The organism is Hyphomonas sp., from assembly GCF_017792385.1.
Taxonomy (GTDB): Bacteria; Pseudomonadota; Alphaproteobacteria; order Caulobacterales; family Hyphomonadaceae; genus Hyphomonas.
This window is the reverse complement of record NZ_CP051230.1, coordinates 1,601,212-1,622,753: the sequence shown is the minus strand read 5'-3', so window position 1 is coordinate 1,622,753 and position 21,542 is coordinate 1,601,212. Positions and strand designations below refer to the sequence as shown.

Genomic DNA, 21,542 nt, shown 5'->3' with positions numbered 1-21,542 from the left:
TCTTGTCATCTCAGAGAAACTTTCTCGGCAGGTAGGAAAAGGCGCTGGGGGGCACGGCGATGCCGCTCGCCCGCATCTGGCCGGCCCGCGCCAGCCGAGCAGCGCCCTCCATCAGGTTCAGGGCAATCTGGCGCACGGTCCGGTTCTCGATCGGCTCAAGGAACGTCCCTGCAACCCATTCATTGAACGCTCCCTGCGCGGGGCCACACCAGATCTGGTAGTCAGACACGCGGTCAGGATTCCCGTCGCGCGCCCATTGCGCGCCCATGAACAGGTAACGCCGCGCCACCAGTGCCAGGCGCTTGTTGCCGTCCGCCTCGGCCCGCGCCGCTTCTTTCGGATTGGATTGCGTGATGAAGGCCCGCGTCTGCTCCCAGGCTGTCTCGAAGGGCTCACCAAGAACATCTTCCAGCCAGTCACGGTCCTTGCCGTCCAGGGTCTCGAACGACGCGCCGGACTTGTACAGCGCATGCAGCTTGCGCGCCCGCATGGCGAACAGGGTCCCCCGCTTCAATACCTGAACTTCGACGCCCTGTTCGAACATGTCCGCCGCCGGGGCCATGCCGACATCAGCCGGGCCGGCCCTGGCCAGCAATTGGCGGGCAGGCTCTGACAATCCGGACTCGACCGCGGACTGGTTGACCGAACCCGTCAGCACATAGGCGGCGCCCATCTGGAACGCTGCCGCAATCCCATGCGGTGTGGCCATGCCGCCCCCGAGCCCGATCCGGATCGCGTTGCCATCAATGCCGGTTTCTGCCGCCACCCGGTCCCGCGCCAGAGACAGGGAGGAGAACAGCGGCGCAGCAGACCGGTTGTCGGTGTGGCCGCCACTGTCGGCTTCAGCTGTAATATCCAGCGCCACCGGGACTTGCGCGGCAAGCTCCGCCTGGTCTTCCGTCAGGTGGCCCGCGGCGACGAGGTCTTTCAGAATCCGATCCGGCGCAGGCCGCATGAATTGCGTGGCCACTTCGGCCCGGGAGACTTTCGCGAAGACATGATTGGCGCGCCGGATCGCTCCGGTCGCATCTCGCGACAGGCCCACCGCCGTGTAGCGCACGATATCCGGTGACAGGCGCATATAGGCCGATGCCGAGACACGGCGCACGCCCATGGACAGGAACAGGTCAACGACCCGCGTCTCATAGCCCGGCTGCTGCGGGGAATGGATAAGGTTGGCCCCCCAGGCTGTCTGCCCCGGGGCGATACCCGCCTTGATCTCGCGGACCCCGGCCTCAATCGCCTCAGGCTTCAGGCCGGCGCTGCCATAGAAACCAACACATCCTGCGCGCACGGCCTCGATGACCATTTTGGGTGTGGCGATGCCGCGCGCCATTTCACCGACGACATAATTGAATCGCGCGCCGTGCGCCTGCGCAAAGGCCGCGTCTCCAAGCCATTCCGGATAGATCGCGCCCAGCCGGATTTGCCGGGCGTCCTCCGGGCCGGACTGCAGGGCGCCATGCCGCACGAACACGTCCACGTCTTCGCGAACATGTTCCAGCAGCTGATCCAGCAATCGACCCATAGCCATCCTGCTCACTCACCCCGCATTCTGCGGGGCCCCTGCGCGACTCAGCCGCGCGCACAATTGAGGGAAGCGCACCTCCGGAAAGGTGTCAAAAGCCCTCAGCAGCGTTACCGAGACAGCCGAAGCTCTCTCCCTCCGAAGATTACTCTATTGTCAGGAATTCAGAACGCAACTTGAAATAGATATTTTTTTTATTTCTATTCTTGGTTAATTTTCGACCGGTACTGGAACAGCCGCTGCGCACCACCTTATCGCGTTGCAAGGCCCGGGCCACAGACGATCCCCGCCATGACCACAGAATTGCCATGAAATCAGGTTTTTGACACGCAAACGAGCGAATGAGGGAACTATCAGGGCACCCTTGCGTCCCAATCTGGGACCACCTAGTGATCCATATCAAAGTTCGGGCATTCGCCATCTGCCAGGCGTCCATCGGCGCCAAGCTCAGGCTAGAGGAATATACCAGCGTGAAATATCTGAGACATGTCGTAGCCGCGGCGGCGATTCTCGCACTGCCTGCCGTCTCCGCCACCGCAGACAGCCGCGATCGGACCGACGACATTGCCGTCATGGGCTATGTCGAGGACGTCTTTGTCGGCAAGCTCGGACTGGAAATGAAGGGCAAGCTGGATACGGGGGCCGATTCCAGCTCTGTCTTCGCGCGCGATGTCCATATCTACAACAAGTCCGGCAAGGATGACTGGGTTCGCTTCCGGCTGGTCGGGAAGAATGGCCGCACCGTCCGGTACGACCAGAATGTCCGCCGCTTTGCACTGATCAAGCTGAAGACCGGCGGCACGATCCGCCGCCCGGTTATTCACCTCCCGCTATGCATCGGGGGAGTCAGTGGTCTGGCCGAAGTTAATCTGGCCGACCGGGAAGAATTCGAATACGACTTCCTTGTGGGGCGTGAATTCATGGCATCCAGAGTGCTGGTCGATTCCTCGTCGACATTCATCGCCGAAGGCAGCTGCGAAAACGACGACCGTGAATAGTTTTACACATACCAGACTTCTGGCGCTGATCCTCGCCGCCATCGGGCTTGGAATCTTTGCTACAAAAGTGTTCCAACTGGATTATCCGCTCGCCCCCGGCGCGCAGACAACGACTTGGGATTTCGAGATCTATCTGGATTTCGACACAAGCAACCAGCCTGTGCGGCTGGAGGCCTACATCCCGTCCAACAGCGAAAACCGCCGGGTCTCGCAGGAGCAATTCTACAATGGTGCCTTCGGCCTGCGCCTGAATTCGCGCGAGGAAGAAGGCCGGACGGCCATCTGGACCTACCGGTACCCGAATGACCGCAAGGTGTTGCGCTATCGCGCCCGCCTGCTGGGAGAGACAACGGCCAGCCCATTGCCGGAAAGCATGCGCCGCAAGCTGCGCCGCGCGGCGCCGGAAACCGAGAATGATCTTGAACGCCAGGCGTTCCTCGTCTGGTCCACCGATTTGCGCCGCCGCTCTGCCGACGATGAATCCCTGGCGGACCTTGTTCTGGAGGAAATCTTCGTGGATGGCGATGTGGACGAGGTGGAAGCCCTCCTGTCCCCCGCCCTGCCACGCCAGATCGCACGCCTTGCGCTGGCCCGCGACGTCCTCACCAGCCAGGGCATTCCTGCCCGCGTCGCCAATGGCGTTTACCTTGACCAGTCCCGCCGCCGCGCGGAAATCCGGCACTGGCTGGAATACCATGCCGATGGCAGCGACCGCCGATACTTCCCCGGACCGGACCCGAACGAGTTCTTCACCATCTGGCACGGCACCAAGGATTTCATTCGCGCCGAGGGCATCTCCGATCTGGAACTTCAGGTAAGCCTTCAACCCGTAAATGCCGCCGTGGCGGATGTCGTTCAGCGTGTGGCCAAGGATGAAGGCTCGGCCATGCAATGGTTCTCGTTCAACCGCCTGCCGATCACGACCCAACTGGTCTATCAGGTGCTCGTGACCATTCCGGTCGGCATCCTGATGCTGGTCTTCCTCAGACAATTCATCGGGCTGCAGACCCTTGGCACGTTCATGCCGGTGCTCATCGGCATCGCCTTCCGCGAAACCGCCCTGGTGAATGGCGTCATCCTGTTCACTGCCCTCATCGTTCTGGGGCTGGCCGTTCGCTTCTATCTGGAGAAGCTCAAACTGCTGCTTGTGCCGAGGCTGGCCACCGTCGTTGTCTTCATCGTCATCTGCATGGCAGTCATCGCACAGATCATGGCCAATAATGGTCAACGGATCGGCCTGTCGATCTCCCTGTTCCCGATGGTCATCCTGACCATGACCATTGAGCGCATGTCGATCGCCTGGGAGGAATACTCCCCGACCGAAGCCATCAAGCAGGGCATTGGCAGCCTTCTCGTGGCCGCCGCAGCCTATCTGGTGATGACCAACCGGCATGTTGAATATCTGATGTTCAACTTCCCCGAACTGCTCCTCGTCATCATGGCCATCTGCCTGATGATGGGCAAATACACCGGTCTGCGGCTCAGCGAGCTGATCCGTTTCCGGGAACTGGACACGCGGAAATGATCGGACGCTATCGGGCTTTGCGGCGCGCCGGACTGCTCGGCATCAACGAGCGGAACCTGCGGCTCGTCAACGAGCTCAATCCGCGCAAGCTGATCCGGCTGGTTGATGACAAGCGCGAAACCAAGCGGCTGGCCATCGCCGCCGGCATTCCCACGCCGGAACTGTATGGAGTGATCGCCAATCCGTTTCACATGCGCCACCTCGAATCCTATCTCGACAAGCCGGATGGTGTGGTGATCAAGCCGGCCAATGGCTCGCAGGGGAACGGAATCCAGGTTCTGATGGAGCCGATGCGGGGCGGTTGGCGCCGCTCCAATGGCCAGCGGGCACTGCTCGAGGACATCCGCTTCCACGTCAACAATATCCTGTCAGGCATGTACAGCCTCAGCGGCCAGCCGGACGTGGCCATGTTCGAGTATCGCGTGAAGTTCGACGAAATCTTCAACCCGATCTCGTTTGGCGGAGTGCCGGACATCCGCATCATCGTCGTGCGGGGCATCCCCGCCGTCGCCATGGTCCGCCTGCCGACGGCCGAGTCGGACGGCAAGGCCAATCTGCACAAGGGCGGCGTCGGCGTAGGCCTGGATCTTGTCAGCGGCAAGACACTAAGCGGCATGCAGAACGGCAAGACCACGGACATTCACCCGGACACGGCAAACCCGCTGCGGAATTTCTCGGTCCCCCATTGGGACACGATGCTGGAAATGGCCGCCAAGGCCTATGACGTGACCGGCCTCGGCTATCTCGGCGCAGACATCGTTCTGGACAAGACCAAGGGGCCGCTGCTGCTGGAACTCAATGCACGTCCGGGCCTGGCTATCCAGGTTGCCAACCGGATGGGCATCCGCCCCTTGCTGAAGGCCACGCTGGAAGCCGATACCGAAGGCATGGACGCACTTGCCCGGGTGGACCTCGCGCGCAAGCTTTATCGCAACCATGTTCCCGAACCCGTCTGAGCGGGCTCAGGCGGCGTCAGAACTCATAGTCCGGCAGGGAATCGAAGGCGAGCTTCAGCGCATCGCCCCAGCGTGAGGACACCGTCAGGAAATAGGGATCGTCCTCATTGATCCGGCGCGACTGGCCCACCTGGAACGATCCCTCCTCCAGCGTCTGCAGGTCCAGCGGCATGCCGACCGACAGGTTCGCCTTGAGGGTCGAGTCGAAGGACACATAGAGCAGCTTGACCGCTTCCTCGAACGTCATGTCCGGGCGGAAGGCCCGCAGCAGAATCGGTCGGCCATATTTTGTCTCGCCGATCTGGAAGAAGGGCGTCTCGTCGCTCGCCTCGATGAAATTGCCTTCCGGATAGACCATGAACAGCCGTGGCTCCATGCCGGCGATCTGGCCGCCCACGATCAGGGTCGCGCCGAATTTTGCTTCCGCATCCGGCCCGTCATTGCCCTGGGTGCGGATGACTTCCTTCAGCGTGTCGCCGACCAAGCGCGCCACCTGGAACATCGTATCGGCCGCCATGATGCTCGGATTGCGCTCTTCAGGGGCTTTCATCCGTTCTTCCAGCAGGCTGATCACCGCCTGCGTCGTGGCCAGATTGCCCGCCGTCAGGATGGTGATGACGCGCTCGCCCGGAACCTCCCAAGTGAACATCTTCCGGAACCGGGAGATATTGTCGATCCCGGCATTGGTCCGGGTGTCCGACATGAAGATGAGCCCCCGGTCCAGCCGCAGCGCCACGCAATATGTCACCTGAAATGTCTCCGTTCGCGCCTGACACCGACCCTATTGCTGAACCTGTATGGAGACGACGAGATTCTCGTCCCCCGCCCCATAGACCAGCCCCCGGATCGGCGCGGCATCATCATAGTCCAGCCCGGTTGCGATCTGAATATAGCGTGCGTCGGGACAGATGCCATTGGAGACATCAAACCCGGTCCAGCCGAGCCCGTCCACCCAGGCTTCCGCCCAGGCATGTCCGGCTTCCTGCTCGATGCGGTCCGTCATCATCAGATACCCGCTGACATAGCGCGCCGGATATCCCAGAAGCCGCGCCGCCGCGATGAAGACATGCGCATGATCCTGGCAGACCCCCTGCCCGGCCTCCAGTGCCTGTTCGGCCGTTGTGCGGGAATCGGTCTGGTCCTTCTCATAGCGGATGCGGGCGGCAATCTCGGCCATCAGCTCGTGCAGCACGCCGACATCGGCGGTCTCGCTCGCGCCAATGCCGGAGACCAGCGCGCGCAGATTCTTCGCCGGCGCCGTCAGCGGGGTCGGCCGCCGATACAGCCACAGCGGCACCAATTGCCGGTGCCCGCCCGTCACCCCGGATGTGTCATGCGTCTCGACCTCCCCGCGCACGCTCACGGACACGCTCGGCGTGTCGGACTCGACCAGGATCAAATCCACCAGGTTTCCGTGATGGTCGGTATAGCCCGTTTCCCGGCGCGCGCCCTCCAGCACGAGATCCCAGGACAGGATCGACTGTGACGCCAGATTGAGCGGCCGCTTGCGCACCTGTTGCAAGGCATAACCTACGCCGCTTTCGTAGGTATAGGTCGAAGTGTGATCGACAGTCAGACGCATGCCCTACTCCGTGAACCGGTAATCTTTTTCGATCTGTTGCGAGAGCGCTGCATTGCGCCGCAGGAAATCGGACAGGAATTCGTGCAGGCCCTCGTCGAACACATTCTGGATCGTCGTGGCGGTGAGGCTTGCCTCCAGCGAGGCGGCAAGATCGTGAGCCGGCAGGCGCTGGCCATATTGCCGGAAGAGGCATTCGAGCTGGAAGCTGATCGTGTCATAGCAATAGGCCAGCGAGCGCGGCATCCGCTTGTCGAAGATCAGGAAGTCCGCAATCGTCCGTGGCGTGATGTTTCCGCCGTTCAGCCAGTGGAATGACCGCTGTGCGGAGGCGGACCGCAGGATCATCTCCCATTGCACATTGTCGAGCGACGACCCGACCGAGGCGCTGGACGGCAGAAGGACATAATACTTGGTATCCAGGATCCGCGCCGTATTGTCTGCCCGCTCGCTCATGATGCCCAGCATCACGAAATTGTAGATGTCATTGCGCAGCATCGTGCCCGTGGTCGCACCGCGCACTTGCGCGCCCTGCTGCCGGATCATGGCCAGGATGTCCGGCAGGTCCGCCTCCGAGGGGGTCCGCTTCAAGGCGGCCTGAACGGCCAGCCAGAAATCATTGATCGCTTCCCACATTTCGCGGGTCAGCGCGGTACGGGTCATGCGGGCATTCTCGCGCGCAGCATGCAGCGCCGACATGACACTCGACGGATTGCTCCGGTCCCGGAGCACGAAATCGGCCACCTTGCCACCGGAGATGGATTCGTGCCGGGCCAGATAGGAATCGCAACAGCCTGCCGTGACGATCACCGATCGCCATTCCTCCTCGCCTGGCTGCGACCGTGTCAGGGCCATGCGAAACCCCGCCTCCACCAGTCGGCTGGCATTCTCCGCGCGCTCCAGAAGGCGGGCCATCCAGAACAGGCCCGATGCGGTCCGTCCCAGCATGCCTATCCCTCCTTCAGGACCCAGGTGTCCTTGGTGCCGCCGCCCTGGCTGGAATTCACCACGAGAGATCCCTTCTTCATCGCCACGCGCGTCAGCCCGCCCGGTGTGACGTCCACCCCGTCGGCCGAAACCAGCACAAACGGGCGCAGGTCCACATGGCGCGGCGACAGCCCGCCCCGTGTCAGGACGGGCACGGTCGACAGGGCCAGGGTCGGCTGCGCGATATAGTTTCCCGGCCGCGCTTCCAGCTTCTTGCGGAAAGCCGCGATCTCCTTCTTGCTGGCTGCGGGCCCCACCAGCATGCCATACCCGCCGGACCCGTGCACTTCCTTGACGACAAGATCCTCCAGATGGTCCAGCACATAGGCCAGCGCGTCCGGCTCCGCGCAGCGCCAGGTCGGCACATTCTTCAGAAGCGGCGCCTGGCCGGTATAGAATTCGACGATGTCCGGCATATAGGAATAGATCGCCTTGTCGTCTGCAATGCCGGTGCCCGGCGCATTCGCAATCGTGATGCCCCCGGCCCGGTACACATCAAAGATGCCCGCAACGCCCAGCATGGAATCCGGCCGGAAATTCAAGGGATCAAGAAAATCGTCATCCACTCGGCGATAAAGCACATCGATTGGCTCATACCCCTGCGTCGTGCGCATTGCCACGCGGCCGTCCACAACGCGCAGATCATGGCCTTCAACCAGTTCCACGCCCATCTGGTCTGCCAGGAAGGCATGTTCGAAATAGGCCGAATTGTGAATGCCGGGCGTCAGGATGGCCACGGTGGGACGGCTGCCGGCACTTTGCACCGGGGCTGACCGTTCCAGCGACCGGCGCAGCGCCATCGGATAGCCCGAAACCCGCTGCACCGGAATCTGGGCGAAGAGTTCCGGGAACATGTTCAGCATGGTTTCGCGGTTTTCCAGCATGTAGGAAACACCTGACGGGGTGCGGGCATTGTCTTCCAGAACAAAGAATTCGTTCGGACCGGTCCGCACCAGGTCGATGCCGACAATATGGGTATAGATGCCGCCGGGCGGGTCAAAGCCGATCATCTTCGGAAGGAAGGCATCATTGTCCCGGATCAGGTGTTCCGGAAGGCGGCCGGCCCGTACAATCTCCTGACGGTGATAGATGTCATACAGGAAGGCATTGATCGCGCGGACCCGTTGCTCGATCCCCCGCACCAGCAACGCCCATTCACTGGCGCCGATGATCCGTGGCACCAGATCGAACGGGATCAGCCGCTCATCCGCTTCCGTTTCGCCATAGACATTGAATGTGATGCCCGTGCGCCGGAACACGGCTTGCGCATCGCGTGACTTCTTCAGCAGGGCGGAGGGCGTGGTCCGGTCGAACCAGCCGCTATAGCCCGCATAAGGCGGCCTGACCTCGTCCCCGAAGCCATGCATTTCATCGAAGATACCATCGCTTCCAGCCATGCATCGAGCAACGCACAGGACCGCTCAGGCATCAACCGGGCGCTTCAGGCGGACCCGCGCCGGTATGGGAACGTCAATTTCCGTGCAGGCTCAGGTCACGGCTGCCCAAGGCTTGCTCAGAAGCGCCGCGGAATTGATGATTCCGACCATGCAATAGGTTTGCGGGAAATTACCCCAGAGCTCCCCGGTCTCCGGATCGACATCCTCGGACATGAGACCGAGATGATTGCGCGTGGCCAGAACCGCTTCGAACATCTCCCGCGCCTCGTCGATGCGGCCGACCCGGTAGAGCGCATCGATGAACCAGAACGTACAGGCCGTGAAGGCGGTCTTCGGTTTGCCGAAATCATCCTCGACCTTGTAGCGGTAGACATGGTTGCCTTCCCGCAGGTCGCGGTCGACGGCGTCGACTGTTCCCACATAGCGGGGATCGTCGGCCGGGATGAACCCGATTTCGGCCATCAGCAGAACCGAGGCGTCCAGATCGGTGCCGCCAAAGGCGGCGGTGAACGCTCCCACATCCGGATTCCATGCCTTGTCGAGAATGGTCGCACGGATGATGTCAGCCCGTTCCCGCCAATAGGTTGTCCGATTGTCCAGGCCCAGCCGGTCGGCAATCCGGGAGAGCCGGTCGCACGCCGCCCAGCACATGATGGCGGAAGACGTGTGGACATGTGCAATGGTACGGAATTCCCAGATGCCGGCATCCGGTGTGTCATAAACGGCAAAGGCGCGTTCGCCGACAGGCTCAAGCTGTTCGAATTCTGCAATGCCGGGTCGCGCCAGCAGGCGATGGTCGAAGAAGGATTGCGCCACCCCGAGCACGACTTGCCCATACACGTCATGCTGGACATGTTCGGCGGCCTGGTTGCCGCGTCGCACCGGTCCGCTGTCGCGGAAGCCCGGCAGGTGTTCGGCAATGTCCTCGGTCAGGTCTGCCTCCAGGCCAATGCCGTAGACAGGCTGGATATGCCCCCCCTTGGAGTGCGCCACAATGTTCCGTACCCACCGCATGTAATGTTCGAGTGTTCCCATGCCGGACAGCCGGTTCAGCGCCGTTACCGTGAAGTAGGCATCGCGGATCCAGCAGAAACGATAGTCCCAGTTGCGGGATGATCCTTCATGTTCCGGAACCGACGTCGTCAAGGCCGCGACAATGCCGCCGGTCTCCTCGAAGACACACAGTTTCAGCGTGATGGCTGCGCGGATCACCTCATCCTGCCACTCGAACGGTACCGCCAGGCTGCGCGCCCATTTGGCCCAGTATTGCCGGGTGCGTTCTTCCCAGTCTCGTCCGATGACGCCCGGTGAGTCTGTCAGGGACTCGTCCGCCCCCAGGATGAAGGTCACATCCTTGTCGAGAATAAAGCTGGTCTGGCCCAGAATGTAGGAAACCGGTGCATCCGTTGTCACGCGGAACGAAAATTCCTCATCGGCAAACCGGACATGGTTCACCCCCCGAATGGGTCTCAGCTTTCGTTCGCCCCAACCGGTTTCCGGTGTCAGCGAGATGGTCAGTTGCGGCGCACCAGCCAGCACTTCAAACCGGCGCACCAGGCTTGCGGGCCGGAAGGTCCGGCCCTTGTTCTGGAAGCGCGGCGCAAAATCGACGATCTCGAGAATGGAACCGTCCTCCGCCTCCATCCGTGTTCGCAGGATGGCCGTGTTGCGGTCATAGGTCTGGCTGCGCTTGGCAAGGCCCTCCATCCACACGCTGAACGTGCCACCGCCCCCCAGCAGCTTGTTGAAAACCGGTTCGCCGTCAAAGCGCGGCAGGCAGAACCATTCATAATCGCCGCGCGCATTGATCAGGCCTGCAATGGTTCCGTTTCCGACAACGCCAAGATCGAGACTCATGATGTTTCCAATGCCTGTTTGAGGAATGCCGCAACATCGCGATGCGATTCCAGCCGATATCCTGCCTGCGTCTCGCCCGGGCCCACTTTCACGGCCCAGCCTCCCAGCTGCCGGGCCATGCCGAACGCGTCCTCGTCTGTCCGGTCGTCACCGATCATGACCGGCGTGCGCCCGGCAAAGGGCTCCGTCTCCATCGCACGGCGCAGGCAGACGCCCTTGTTTGCGCCGCTCGGCTTTGCCTCCAGCACCATCTTGCCGGACTGCAGCGAATAATCTGTATACCTACTTATGACGTCGCCAAGCTTCTCTGTCAGCATCGCGCCGCGGTCCGGGGCCGCCCGGTAGTGCACGGCAAGCACAGGCCCTTTCTCTTCGAGTCGAACCCCATCATATGCCGTGACAATGGCCATCATGTCCGCCAGAAGGTCTGCCGGCGCAGGCGCTGCGACCTCCCCTGCCGGCGTGCCCGGCGACGCTGCACGAAGGCCATGATTGCCAAATCGCCAGAGCGATTGCGGCACCCGTTTCGACAAGTCTGAAAGATCCCGGCCCGACAGGATCGCCACAGCGCCGTCAAGAATGCTGGAGAGGCGCGCCAGAACAGTGTCCATGCCGGGCTCCAGGAAGACGGCGTCCGGATCATCCTGAAGCGGTGACAGGGTACCGTCGAAATCCAGGAACAGGGCGACTGAGCGATCAAGCTGCGGTGGGGTCGACAGCAGCTGGGTCATGCGGGCACCTCGTCAAAGGCCGTCAGGAAGCGTGTCCGCCACCAGTGGATGTCTTGCGACATGATGTTCTCATACAGGCTCTGCCAACGCATGCAGCGCTCTTCTCGGGACATTTCAATGGCCTGCTTGACCGCTTCCGCAATTGCCGAACTGTCATAGGGATTGATGATGATCGCCTCCTTCATCTGTTCCGCGGCACCGGCGAATTGCGACAGGATCAGAACACCCGGATCTTCCGGGTCCTGCGCCGCAACGAATTCCTTCGCAACAAGATTCATGCCGTCCTGCAATGGCGTGACGAGACAGGCCTTGGCGCGGCGGTAGAGACCGGCAATTTCCTCGCGATCATATCCCCGCGCCAGATACCGGATAGGCATCCAGTCCAGGTCACCATAATCGCCATTGATCCGTCCGGAGAGCGCGTCGAGCTGTTCGCGCAATTGGGCATACTCCTCCACCACGGACCGCGAAGGTGGCGCGATCTGCGTGAACGAGATGCGTCCGTGCAGGTCCGGATACCGGTCGAACAGTTTGGCCATGCCTTCGAACCGCTGCGGCAGGCCCTTGGAATAATCCATCCGGTCTACACCGATGACCAGGTCCCGATCCCCCAGGAAGCGCGACAGGCGCGCCGCGGCAAGCGTGGCTGGTTCCGCCGTGGCCGCCTCGGCAAAGCTCCGGCTGTCGATGCCGATGGGGCAGTGCAGCAGGTGCACGATCCGGTCTTCGACCCTGAACCGGCCGTCCGGCAATTCCTCGGCCCCGAATTCCTCTTCCAGGTATTGGGCAAGGTTTGCGAGATCCTTGCCGCATTGCAGGCCCACCACATCATAGGCGAACAGGCCACGCGCCAGCTTGCGGTGCTGCGGGATGGCACGGAACACTTCCGGCGCGGGAAACGGAATGTGCAGGAAGAAACCGCACTTCCCGGTCCAGCCATCTTCGCGCAGCATGTCGCCCAGCAACAGGAAATGATAGTCATGCACCCAGACGATGTCTGACGGCGTGGCCTGCTGCTGCACGATGTCGGCAAACTTCTCATTGATCTCGACATAGTAGCGATAGAAGGCGGAATCGAAGACGGCGAGATCGATCCGGTTGTGCATCACTGGCCACAGCACGCTGTTCGCATAGCCGAGATAGAAGCCGTCATACTGGTCACGGGAATAGTCGGTCAGCGCGAACTCGACCCCGTCTTCCTCGCTTCGTTTTGCGCGGCTGCTGGGAAAGTCCAGGATGCGGCCGCTCCAGCCGATCCACAGTCCCCGTGTGTCTGCCAGCGTGTCCCAGAGGGCCACGGCCAGTCCACCAGCCCGGCTTTCCTGCCCGGCAGCCGTCCGGTTCGACACGGCGATCAATCGCGATGCTTGTGACGATGTCTGGTCTGTCATTGCCCTTCCTGTCCGGCCCGGTCTAGCGCGGCGCCACTCCCTTCCCAATGCCGGGGCCCGGCTTGCCCCTGCAGAAACCATGGCCCTGCCTGCTTTGCAGGCACCTTGTCAAATACGGCGCCGCGCCAGGCGGTTCCGTCATTTTATCAGTCTTCGCCCCGGCCGCCTGCCCTGCACAGGTTCAGGACTGGCCCGCCGGCGCGAAGCTGTGGGCCTGCGCCAGGCGCCATTCATCGGCCAGCTGCGTCTCCTGCGGCGCGCGCAGCAATTGTTCATGCTGCACCAGCTGATAGGCCCGCTCGGCCGTGTAGGCGATGTCCTCGGTCACCCGGTGCATGACATGCCGGGGTGTCAGCTCTGCCGGATGGTCACAGCCCGCAGCGCCCACCACCTCCATCAGCGCCTTGACCGTGTTGTGGTGGAAATTCCTGACGCGGACCGCCTTGTCCGCCACGACCAGACCGCGCTGGCGTCCCCTGTCGGAGGTCGCGATGCCGGTCGGGCAGGTATTGTTGTGGCAATTCAGCGACTGGATGCATCCCAGCGCGAACATGAAGCCGCGCGCCGTGTTCACCCAGTCCGCCCCGAGCGCCATGGAGGAGGCGATTGCGAACGCGCTGATCTGCTTGCCCGAGCACGCCAGGCGCACATCCTGCTTCAGGCCGGTGCCCACCAGCGCGTTGCGGGTCAGCACCAGCGCCTGGCGCAGTGGCGCGCCGACATGATCCAGGAATTCCGACGGCGCTGCGCCGGTACCCCCTTCCCCGCCATCCACCACCATGAAGTCCACCCGCATGCCGGTCTCCAGCATCGCCTTGCAGACCGCCAGCGTCTCCCAGCGATTGCCGACGGCGAACTTGATGCCGACCGGTTTGCCGCCGGACAGGTCGCGCAGGGTGGACACGAATTCCAGCAATCCGACCGGTGTGGAGAAACTCGTATGCGCCGGCGGCGACACGCAGGTTTCTCCAATCGCAATGCCGCGCGCTTCGGCAATCTCGCGCGTGACCTTCTCCCCCGGCAGCACGCCGCCATGGCCAGGCTTCGCGCCCTGGCTCAGCTTCACCTCGATCATCTTGATCTGCGGGTCCCGGGCCGTCTCCGCAAACTTCGCCGCATCAAACGAGCCATCCGCCGCGCGGCAGCCGAAATAGCCCGACCCGATCTCCCAGACGAGATCCCCCCCGCCGGCGCGGTGATAGCGCGACACGCCGCCTTCGCCCGTATCGTGATAGAAACCGCCAAGGCGCGCGCCGGTCGACAGCGCCTCGATCGCATGCGCCCCGAGCGATCCGAAACTCATTGCAGAGATGTTGAACACACTCGCCGCATAGGGTTGCGCGGTGCCCGGAGCCCCCACCCTCACACGCGGATCGGTTTCCTCCGGATGCCGCGCCGCAATGGAATGCGCCAGCCATTCATAAGGCGGCTTGTCGACATCGAGATGGCTGCCGAACGGTTCCACCGAAGAAACATCCTTCGCCCGGCGATACACCATGGCGCGGTCTTCATGGTTGAAGGGCCGCCCTTCGGTCTCGCTCTCGACGATATAGGCGCGCAGGAACGGGCGCAGCTCTTCCGCAATCCACCGGATACGCGCCATCAGCGGATAGTTGCGCCACAGAGTGTGCCGACGCTGAAACACATCATACAGACCGGTCAGCGCAAACGGCGCCAGGATCATCGCAACATAGGCCAGCCAGCCATGCTGTTGCATCAGGGCAAGGCTCGCCCCCAGAAGCAGAACGGTCGCGAGCCATGGTAGATATCTGAGCATGCAGCCCTCTTTTCTCAGCCAGTCTTCTATCCAGATGTCTTCTACTTGCTGCAAGGCGTCAATCAAACAAGTCTGCTGCCTGCATTACGAACAAGGGCGCGCCGGCGACATCGGAATACCTGTATTCAGGATACGGATGACACGGGAATACTACGCAAAAGGGGTTGGCAGGCTGTGGAAAAACGGGTCAGTGTTCGAACTGCGTTTCAAACTGATTCGTGTTGTTAGCTGCGTAAAGTCAAAAACGCCCGTTCGGCGGGCCCATTGAGGAGACACTCCCATGGCAAAAGCAACCAAAGCCAAGAAAGCCGCGGCGCCCAAGAAAGCTGCTGCACCGAAAACGACCAAGCCTGCCAAGGCACCTTCTCCGAAGGAAGTGCTGATGGAGAAATACACCACGGACCTGAAGGAGAAGGTGGGTGAAACCCGCTCCGACATGGCTCTGCTGGAAGCCGCCGTGAAAGCGTGCGGACCAACCATCTACAAGGCAGACTCCGCAACGGTTGCGGCATCGGACAAGGAAGAACTCGGCCGCATCAAGAAAGGCTTCATTGCAAAGAAGCTGGGCGTGACCGACGAAGCCAAGGCCGACGCCGCCATTGCGGATGCCGTTGCCAAGTACGGAAAATCCGTGCGCGCAAAGCATCGCCCGGTCATGTACTACCTGATCGCCAAGGCGCTGAAGAAAGGCTCTGTCCTGAAGGGCTAGCCAGGCGACCTGCAAAATTGAAAAAGCCGGGAAGGTCAGACCTTCCCGGCTTTTCTCGTTTCAGGGCAGACCGGATCAGAAACCGGCAAGACGGGCATACCGGTCGCGATGCCAGCTGGCCGACCCGAACAGTGCTTCCTGCACACGCGCGCGCTTCATGTAGAGGCCCGGATCTGCATCATCGGTCATGCCGATCCCGCCATGCATCTGCACACATTCATTCGAGACAAGGTGAACCAGGTCGCTGGCACGCGCCTTGGCCAGGCTTGCCAGTTCCGGAACCGTGTCCTTGCCGGCATCGACGGCGGCCAGGGCTGCGGCCACGCAGGAGCGGGTCAGTTCCAGTTCCGTGAACATCTTCGCGGCGCGATGCTGCAGCGCCTGGAACGACCCGATGAGCTGGCCGAACTGCTTGCGGCTGTTCAGGTATTCCAGGGTCATGTCGAAGGCGGCCTGCGCACTGCCCAGCATTTCGGCGGCCTGGCCGATTGCCGCGCGGTCCAGCACCGGCTCCAGAATGTCGGCACCCTTGTCGACGGCCCCGATCACGGCGCTGTCCGGCACGATGACATCTTCCAGCGTGACATGCGCGGCGCCATGGGAATCAACCGAGTTCAGCGTCTGGATCGACACACCTTTCGCATCCCTCGGAACCAGGAACAGGGTCAGGCCGTGCCGGTCGCCGGCTTCACCGAAAGTGCGCGCCACCACGATCAGCATGTCGGCATGGTGCGCATCCGGCACGAACCGCTTCATGCCGTTCAGCGTATAGCCCTGCCCGTTGCGCTCGGCTTCCGTGGCCACGCCCAGCGGATTGAAATGCGCAGTCTCGTCCAGGGCGAGCGCGAAGCTCGTCTCGCCGCCGGCAATTTTCGGCAACCATTCGGATTGCTGTTCGGCGCTGCCTCCCAATTGCAGGGCGCTGGCAGCGATCAGGGCGGTCTGCAGCACGGGCGTCGCCGCCAGGGTGCGGCCCTGCGCTTCCAGGATCTGGCCCAGGCCGACCAGGCCGAAATGTTCGCCGCCCGGCTCATCCGGAATGATCACGCCGAAGAAGCCGAGTTCGGCCAGTTTCTGGCGCGTCTCGGGGTCGACGCCATTGGCGCCCGAATCCCGCAGGGACCGCAGCCGGGTCACCGGCAGTTCATCGCGGGCGAAAGCCATGGCGGTGTCCCGCAGCATTTCCTGGTCTTCCGTCAAAAGGAATGTCATCTGAATATCTCCGAAGCCTTGCGTTTGTCCCTGGTGTTTCTGGCAACGCGCCGCACATTTTCCGCCTCACGCCCCACGAGCAGGCCAGCCAGGCCGGATGTGCTCCACAGGGCGCTGGCCGCGAGCGCCAGCCTTATATTTGTCAATTCAAATCGCGCTGCTTCCATGCCGGCCCAGATATAGACAACAATCAGGGTCGACAGCAGCGCAAGCATCCACACAGCCGCCTGCACCGGCCAGCGTCCCCGAAAGAAGGGAGCCAGGACTCCCGCCAGAAAGGGCGTGCCGAGAAACAGGAGGATGACCTGTGTGGATGTCATGCCTATTGGTGGTCCTTCAGGCCAAGCACACGCTTGGAGATCACATTGAGGTTGATCTCACTGGTGCCGCCTTCAATGGAATTGCCCTTGGACCGCAGCCATTGCCGCGTGACCTTCTTCGCGGAAGGATCAAAGCCCTCCCCTTGCCATCCGAGGCCTTCCGTGCCGAGCGCTTCGACCAGCAATTCGTGCCGGTCCTGGTTCATCTTCGCTGCACCATATTTCAGGATGGATGCCGTATGGCCCACCTGCTGGCCCGCCTTGGCCTGTTCGGCCTGACGCTGAACCGTCAGATTGAACGCCTTGGCATACATCTTGTGGTCTGCAATCCGTCCACGGAGGTCCCCGTCAATCAGGCGGCCCTCGCCATCGGTGCCGATATGCATCTTGGCATATTCTTCCGGTCCCAGAATGCCGGAGCCTCCCGTGCCGCCAAATCCGCCGGCAGAGATGGAGGAGCGCTCGAACTGCAACAGGCGTTTGGCAATCTTCCAGCCGCCATTCACATCGCCGACCAATTGGTCCTTCGGCACTTTCACATCCGTGAAGAAGGTTTCGCAGAATGGGCTCTCGCCGGAGATCAGCAGGATGGGGCGGGCCTCGACGCCTTCGCTTTCCATGTCGAACAGGATGAAGCTGATGCCTTCATGCTTCACGCTCGTATCGGTGCGCACGAGGCAGAAGATCCAGTCGGCCTTGTCCGCATAGGAGGTCCAGACCTTCTGGCCATTGATCAGATAATGATCGCCCTTGTCCTCGCACCGCGTCTGAAGGTCTGCGAGGTCAGAGCCCGCACCCGGTTCGGAATAGCCCTGGCACCAGCGTGTCTTTCCTTTCACGATGTCCGGAATGAAGCGCAGCTTCTGTTCTTCATTGCCGAATTCCAGCAGGGCCGGACCAAACATCCAGAGCCCGAAGGAGAACAGGGCCGGGCGGGCCTTGATGCGGCGCAGTTCTTCCTGCAGCACGCGGTTCTGGGCCCGGCTCAGGCCGCCGCCGCCATACTTCGCGGGCCATTCCGGGGCGGTCCAGCCCTTCTCGCCCATCCGCTCCAGCCAAACCTTGGCCTCGGGGTTCTTGAAGGTCTCGCGCTTTCCGCCCCAGACAATCTCGTCATCCTTCATCGGCGTGCGCATGGACGGCGGACAATTCTCCTCCAGCCATTCGCGCGTTTCTGCGCGAAACTGTTCGAGATCAACAGATTCATCATACGCCATATCGGACTCCTGCGGGGCAACGGTAGATGGGCCGACCTTATGCCTATCAGCAGGCAGCGCCAAGCTCTGACCTTGCGTTAGAAGGCGCCCCCCTGCCCGGCCGGGCCCCGGCTTCGGTCAGGGAAAAGACGGGGCTTCATGCGGGGTCTTCACCCAGTAATGCGGCCGCCGCGCCAGGCTGTAGAGCGCGCGCAGCACCGCCACGGACTGGAGCGGCCAATAGAACGGAACGGACAGCAGATCCCGCAGCCGCGCCCCGAACGCGCTGCGCGGTACACTCAGCGCCGTGGCCATGCCCAGCGTCCAGGACAATCCCAGTGCGCTCCAGCTGAACAGGCTCACCTCCGCCTCGGGGCTCAGCAGGCAGACAAGGCACCAGACCAGCCAGGGCAGATGCACCAGCGCCGACAGGATGGTTCCCCCCAGCATCAATTGCATGGACAGGAAGCCTGACACGCCCATGGAGCTGATGGCCCCTTGAGGATCGCGCATCAGGACCAGCCAGGTCTGCAGGAAGCCCTTCAGCCAGCGCGACCTCTGCCCGATCCACACATCCAGCTTTCCGGGCGGCACTTCCACCGTCGCCGGCGCGATCACGCCGATCCTTCGGCCGAGCCGGGCAAGCCGCAGGCCGAGATCTGCGTCCTCGGTGACGTTCCAGGCATCCCATCCTCCGACCGCCATGAGGTCTGCCTTGCGGAAATGATTGCTCGTCCCGCCCAGCGCGATCGGCAGGCCGAGCCGCGCCAGCGCCGGCATCAACCGGTTGAACTGGATGGCATATTCAAGCGCCCAGTGCCGCGCCAGCCAGCCGGCGCCCCGGACATTGCCGACAAGGGGCGCCTGGATACAGGCAAGCTGTGGATTCCACGCAAAATGCCGCGCCGCGTCCAGCAACTGGCCCGGATTGGGCCTGTCCTCGGCATCATAGACGGTGACGAAAGCCCCGCGGGCGCGCAACAGGCCGTAATTGAGGGCGCGCGGCTTGGTCTGCGGACAGCCGGGCGGCAGCACCAGGACTTCCGTGCCTTCGGGCCAGATCTGGGAATGAATGGCGGCCTTGGTGTCCGCATCCCCGGTTTCGAGCAGCAGCTTCACATCCAGAAGGTGACGCGGATAGTCGAGCGACATCAGGGCACGCGACAATTGCGGCATGCAGGCCGCCTCGTCCTTCAGGGCGATCAGGATCGTGTAGCGCGGCAGCAGCAGGGATACCGACACCGGATCGGTCAGAAGATGGGTCCGGCTTCCCCCCAGCATCGTCAGACCGAAGCGGAATGCCATGACCAGCGCAAACAGGACGAACCCCGCCCAGGCCAGAGCCGTCACCGTCCAGCCGGTCGCCACCAGTCCGGCAATGCCCAGCACCGTGAGGGCCCGTCCGACAAGGCGGGCCTGACCACGCACCAGGCCGGTCTTGGCAGACAGGCCGACAAAGCGCGACGGGAAGCCTTCCGCGGCCCGGTTCGCCAGCGCCGGATCAGGCGGCGGCTCAGCCAGCGTATCGAACAAGTGTTGCGGGAAGCGATCCCGCGCCCAGACCCCATCTGCACCCATGGCCGCATAAAACGCGAACAGGATGCATGTGCCAGAAACCATAAGTTGAATCCGTTTCGAATTCGCAATGAATGTGAATGTGGTGGGAAGGGACTGGACATTTTCACCTAATGTTCTATCTTTGTTCCATGAGTGATCTTCATGTCGTCTGGTTCCGCAGAGATCTCCGCGTGCACGATCATGCCGCGCTCGCCGCTGCCTGTGCGTCGGCAGGGGATGTCGTGCCCCTGTATGTGATCGATCCGGAGGACTGGCACGCGCCGGAAGCATCTGTCCGGCAATTCGACTTCCTCATCGAGGCGCTGGCTGATCTGGATCATGCGCTACGTCGGCGCGGCAGCCAGCTATGCCTGCGCATCGGTCCCAGCTGTGAAATCCTGTCCGGTCTTCATGCCCGTCACGGCATCGCCGCCCTCTACATGAATGGCGCCCCCTCGCCGGCCGGCAGTGCTGGCCGTGATCGGGATATCCGCAATTGGGCGATGCGCGCGGGCGTCCCCTTGCGGGAGATGGGCGGCGGGCATCCTGTATCGCCGGAATTCACCCTGGAAGCCTGGCAGGATGACATGAAGCGCAGCCGGCTGGCAGCGCCGGACAGATTGCCGCCCATGTCCCTGCCCTCGGACCCCTGGCCCTGTGCCTCCGATTTCGGGCTTGAGGACACGCCCTGCGCTGACCGCCAGACCGGGGGACGTACCCGGGCGATCCTCAATCTGCGCCGGTTTCTGGGCGGCGCAGGCCGAGACGCTGCCAAGGCCGGCCTGTCGATAAGCGCCCGGCATGCCTCGGCATCCGCCCTGTCCCCCTATCTGGCGCTCGGCTGCCTGTCGGAGCGCGAAGCCTGGCAAGGTGCCATGAAGGCCCGTGCTGCACTGCTCGCAGATGGGGACACGACCTTTGCCGCCGCCCTGGATCGGTTCGCCGGGAACCTCGAGCGCCGGGCCCGCATGCGCGCCTCCGCGGCCGGCCTGCCGCTTCGCCGGCTGACCACCCGGCTGGAAGACGATCCGCATGACCGGCCTGCCGTGGCCGGGTCTGATCCCCGCCTTGCGGTCTGGGCCACCGGCATGACGGGCTTCCCGATCCTGGATGCCGGCATGCGGTGCCTGCGCGAGACCGGATCGCTGGATGCGGGACTGAGAGAACTGCTCCTGTCCTTTGCAACCTGTCATCTCTGGCTGCGGCCGGATGCACCATGCCGGACAATGGCCCGGCTGAGCCTTGATTATGATACTGCCCTGTTTGAGGTGAATGCCCGGCAGGTCATCGGCATTTCCGGCGGACGTCCAGCCTATATCCCGAATCCCGTCCGCCAGGGACTTGCCCGTGATCCTGACGGGGCCTTTATCCGGAAATGGGTGCCCGAACTCGCAGCCCTGCCGGACTCCTGGCTTCATGCGCCGTGGGAGGCGCCGAAATCCGTACTGGCCCGGCACGGAATCATATTCGGCCAGACCTATCCGATGCGCATGGTTGATCACATGGCGGCGGCGCGGGAAGCCCGTCACAGATTGTGTCCGGTCGAGGAACTGCCGGATCTGCCCTATCGGAACGTTGCGCCCCGGCCGGCCATGCGGTCCGCATCCGTCCGCCGGAAAACTGCGCGGGCGGCGCGTCCGGCGCTCGGGCCGGTCCAGCTCAGTTTCGATCTGCAGGGGCATGCCTGATCCCGGTGGCCAGCCGGATCGGGCGGCTGCCTGCCGGAACGGGCTGAACCGGTGTGATGAAGCGCGGGGACGCCGGGGGACATGGATGGAGACAGGCTGAAACGGTGTGACCCGGTTTGAGCACGCCTGAAACG

At 62.7% G+C, this 21,542-nt stretch carries 18 protein-coding genes; 5 read left to right on the top strand and 13 right to left on the bottom strand.

The genetic code is table 11. The features are described from left to right. Positions 1-10 precede the first annotated feature (10 nt). The gene (locus tag HF955_RS08225; RefSeq protein ID WP_291079065.1) at positions 11-1,534 is read right to left on the bottom strand and encodes a PfaD family polyunsaturated fatty acid/polyketide biosynthesis protein; all 1,524 of its coding nucleotides are present in this window, start codon (positions 1,532-1,534) and stop codon (positions 11-13) included. A 383-nt stretch (positions 1,535-1,917) separates the two neighbouring features. Here HF955_RS08225 and HF955_RS08220 point away from each other — a divergent pair, with 383 nt between their 5' ends. From HF955_RS08220 to HF955_RS08210, 3 genes are read left to right on the top strand one after another with little or no spacing between them, the layout of a single operon-like run. Next, positions 1,918-2,526: a RimK/LysX family protein gene (locus tag HF955_RS08220; protein ID WP_291079064.1), complete on the top strand. Its 609-nt coding sequence runs from the start codon at positions 1,918-1,920 to the stop codon at positions 2,524-2,526. Next, positions 2,519-4,051 carry a UUP1 family membrane protein gene (locus tag HF955_RS08215; RefSeq protein ID WP_291079063.1) on the top strand — a complete coding sequence of 511 codons (1,533 nt, stop codon included), beginning with the start codon at positions 2,519-2,521 and terminating at the stop codon, positions 4,049-4,051. The genes HF955_RS08220 and HF955_RS08215 overlap by 8 nt, the downstream gene beginning before the upstream one ends. After that, the gene (locus tag HF955_RS08210; protein WP_027836868.1) at positions 4,048-5,007 is read left to right on the top strand and encodes an alpha-L-glutamate ligase-like protein; all 960 of its coding nucleotides are present in this window, start codon (positions 4,048-4,050) and stop codon (positions 5,005-5,007) included. Before HF955_RS08215 ends, HF955_RS08210 begins: the two co-directional genes overlap by 4 nt. A gap of 16 nt (positions 5,008-5,023) precedes the next feature. Here the strand turns inward: HF955_RS08210 and HF955_RS08205 are convergent, their stop codons facing one another. The 8 genes from HF955_RS08205 to HF955_RS08170 all read right to left on the bottom strand — a co-directional run bounded on the left by HF955_RS08205 (position 5,024) and on the right by HF955_RS08170 (position 14,726). After that, positions 5,024-5,755, bottom strand: coding sequence for a proteasome-type protease (locus HF955_RS08205; protein WP_291079062.1), 732 nt, complete (start codon positions 5,753-5,755; stop codon positions 5,024-5,026). Positions 5,756-5,788: 33 nt separating this feature from the next. After that, a complete protein-coding gene (locus tag HF955_RS08200; protein ID WP_291079061.1) occupies positions 5,789-6,589 on the bottom strand; it encodes a transglutaminase family protein in 801 nt (266 codons plus the stop codon). 3 nt (positions 6,590-6,592) lie between these two features. Next, positions 6,593-7,534 (bottom strand): alpha-E domain-containing protein, encoded by a 942-nt coding sequence (locus tag HF955_RS08195; protein ID WP_291079060.1) that lies wholly within the window; start codon positions 7,532-7,534, stop codon positions 6,593-6,595. 2 nt (positions 7,535-7,536) lie between these two features. After that, positions 7,537-8,970, bottom strand: coding sequence for a circularly permuted type 2 ATP-grasp protein (locus tag HF955_RS08190; protein WP_291079059.1), 1,434 nt, complete (start codon positions 8,968-8,970; stop codon positions 7,537-7,539). Between the two features lie 90 nt (positions 8,971-9,060). Next, positions 9,061-10,827, bottom strand: coding sequence for a glycoside hydrolase family 15 protein (locus HF955_RS08185; protein ID WP_291079058.1), 1,767 nt, complete (start codon positions 10,825-10,827; stop codon positions 9,061-9,063). After that, complete coding sequence (gene otsB, locus HF955_RS08180; RefSeq protein ID WP_291079057.1) at positions 10,824-11,558, bottom strand: trehalose-phosphatase; 735 nt, start codon at positions 11,556-11,558, stop codon at positions 10,824-10,826. Before otsB ends, HF955_RS08185 begins: the two co-directional genes overlap by 4 nt. Next, positions 11,555-12,949 carry a trehalose-6-phosphate synthase gene (locus HF955_RS08175; RefSeq protein WP_291079056.1) on the bottom strand — a complete coding sequence of 465 codons (1,395 nt, stop codon included), beginning with the start codon at positions 12,947-12,949 and terminating at the stop codon, positions 11,555-11,557. Before HF955_RS08175 ends, otsB begins: the two co-directional genes overlap by 4 nt. Before the next feature lie 181 nt (positions 12,950-13,130). Continuing rightward, positions 13,131-14,726, bottom strand: a complete 1,596-nt coding sequence (locus HF955_RS08170) for an FMN-binding glutamate synthase family protein (protein ID WP_291079055.1) — start codon at positions 14,724-14,726, stop codon at positions 13,131-13,133. A 280-nt stretch (positions 14,727-15,006) separates the two neighbouring features. Between HF955_RS08170 and HF955_RS08165 the strand changes: the two genes are divergently transcribed. After that, complete coding sequence (locus HF955_RS08165) at positions 15,007-15,435, top strand: DUF2853 family protein (protein ID WP_291079054.1); 429 nt, start codon at positions 15,007-15,009, stop codon at positions 15,433-15,435. 75 nt (positions 15,436-15,510) lie between these two features. On the opposite strand, the gene HF955_RS08160 is transcribed toward HF955_RS08165, so the two are convergent. The 4 genes from HF955_RS08160 to HF955_RS08145 form a co-directional block, all read right to left on the bottom strand. Further along, positions 15,511-16,647: an acyl-CoA dehydrogenase family protein gene (locus HF955_RS08160; protein ID WP_291079053.1), complete on the bottom strand. Its 1,137-nt coding sequence runs from the start codon at positions 16,645-16,647 to the stop codon at positions 15,511-15,513. Then, positions 16,644-16,967, bottom strand: a complete 324-nt coding sequence (locus tag HF955_RS08155) for a hypothetical protein (RefSeq protein ID WP_027836858.1) — start codon at positions 16,965-16,967, stop codon at positions 16,644-16,646. The genes HF955_RS08160 and HF955_RS08155 overlap by 4 nt, the downstream gene beginning before the upstream one ends. 2 nt (positions 16,968-16,969) lie before the next feature. Next, entirely contained in the window at positions 16,970-18,184 is a 1,215-nt protein-coding gene (locus HF955_RS08150) for an acyl-CoA dehydrogenase family protein (protein ID WP_027836857.1), read from the bottom strand. Between the two features lie 117 nt (positions 18,185-18,301). Then, entirely contained in the window at positions 18,302-19,783 is a 1,482-nt protein-coding gene (locus HF955_RS08145) for a glycosyltransferase family 2 protein (RefSeq protein ID WP_291079052.1), read from the bottom strand. An 86-nt stretch (positions 19,784-19,869) separates the two neighbouring features. Between HF955_RS08145 and HF955_RS08140 the strand changes: the two genes are divergently transcribed. Next, the gene (locus HF955_RS08140) at positions 19,870-21,408 is read left to right on the top strand and encodes an FAD-binding domain-containing protein (RefSeq protein WP_291079051.1); all 1,539 of its coding nucleotides are present in this window, start codon (positions 19,870-19,872) and stop codon (positions 21,406-21,408) included. The last annotated feature ends 134 nt before the right edge of the window (positions 21,409-21,542 follow it).

Excerpts from the sequence above, each read along its gene's own strand:
- HF955_RS08145 (WP_291079052.1), bottom strand. The coding sequence starts at position 19,783 with ATGGTTTCTGGCACATGCATCCTGTTCGCGTTTTATGCGGCCATGGGT.
- HF955_RS08175 (WP_291079056.1), bottom strand. The coding sequence starts at position 12,949 with ATGACAGACCAGACATCGTCACAAGCATCGCGATTGATCGCCGTGTCG.
- otsB (WP_291079057.1), bottom strand. The coding sequence starts at position 11,558 with ATGACCCAGCTGCTGTCGACCCCACCGCAGCTTGATCGCTCAGTCGCC.
- HF955_RS08170 (WP_291079055.1), bottom strand. The coding sequence starts at position 14,726 with ATGCTCAGATATCTACCATGGCTCGCGACCGTTCTGCTTCTGGGGGCG.
- HF955_RS08160 (WP_291079053.1), bottom strand. The coding sequence starts at position 16,647 with ATGACATTCCTTTTGACGGAAGACCAGGAAATGCTGCGGGACACCGCC.
- HF955_RS08225 (WP_291079065.1), bottom strand. The coding sequence starts at position 1,534 with ATGGCTATGGGTCGATTGCTGGATCAGCTGCTGGAACATGTTCGCGAA.
- HF955_RS08155 (WP_027836858.1), bottom strand. The coding sequence starts at position 16,967 with ATGACATCCACACAGGTCATCCTCCTGTTTCTCGGCACGCCCTTTCTG.
- HF955_RS08185 (WP_291079058.1), bottom strand. The coding sequence starts at position 10,827 with ATGAGTCTCGATCTTGGCGTTGTCGGAAACGGAACCATTGCAGGCCTG.
- HF955_RS08190 (WP_291079059.1), bottom strand. The coding sequence starts at position 8,970 with ATGGCTGGAAGCGATGGTATCTTCGATGAAATGCATGGCTTCGGGGAC.
- HF955_RS08150 (WP_027836857.1), bottom strand. The coding sequence starts at position 18,184 with ATGGCGTATGATGAATCTGTTGATCTCGAACAGTTTCGCGCAGAAACG.
- HF955_RS08195 (WP_291079060.1), bottom strand. The coding sequence starts at position 7,534 with ATGCTGGGACGGACCGCATCGGGCCTGTTCTGGATGGCCCGCCTTCTG.
- HF955_RS08165 (WP_291079054.1), top strand. The coding sequence starts at position 15,007 with ATGGCAAAAGCAACCAAAGCCAAGAAAGCCGCGGCGCCCAAGAAAGCT.
- HF955_RS08210 (WP_027836868.1), top strand. The coding sequence starts at position 4,048 with ATGATCGGACGCTATCGGGCTTTGCGGCGCGCCGGACTGCTCGGCATC.
- HF955_RS08140 (WP_291079051.1), top strand. The coding sequence starts at position 19,870 with ATGAGTGATCTTCATGTCGTCTGGTTCCGCAGAGATCTCCGCGTGCAC.
- HF955_RS08200 (WP_291079061.1), bottom strand. The coding sequence starts at position 6,589 with ATGCGTCTGACTGTCGATCACACTTCGACCTATACCTACGAAAGCGGC.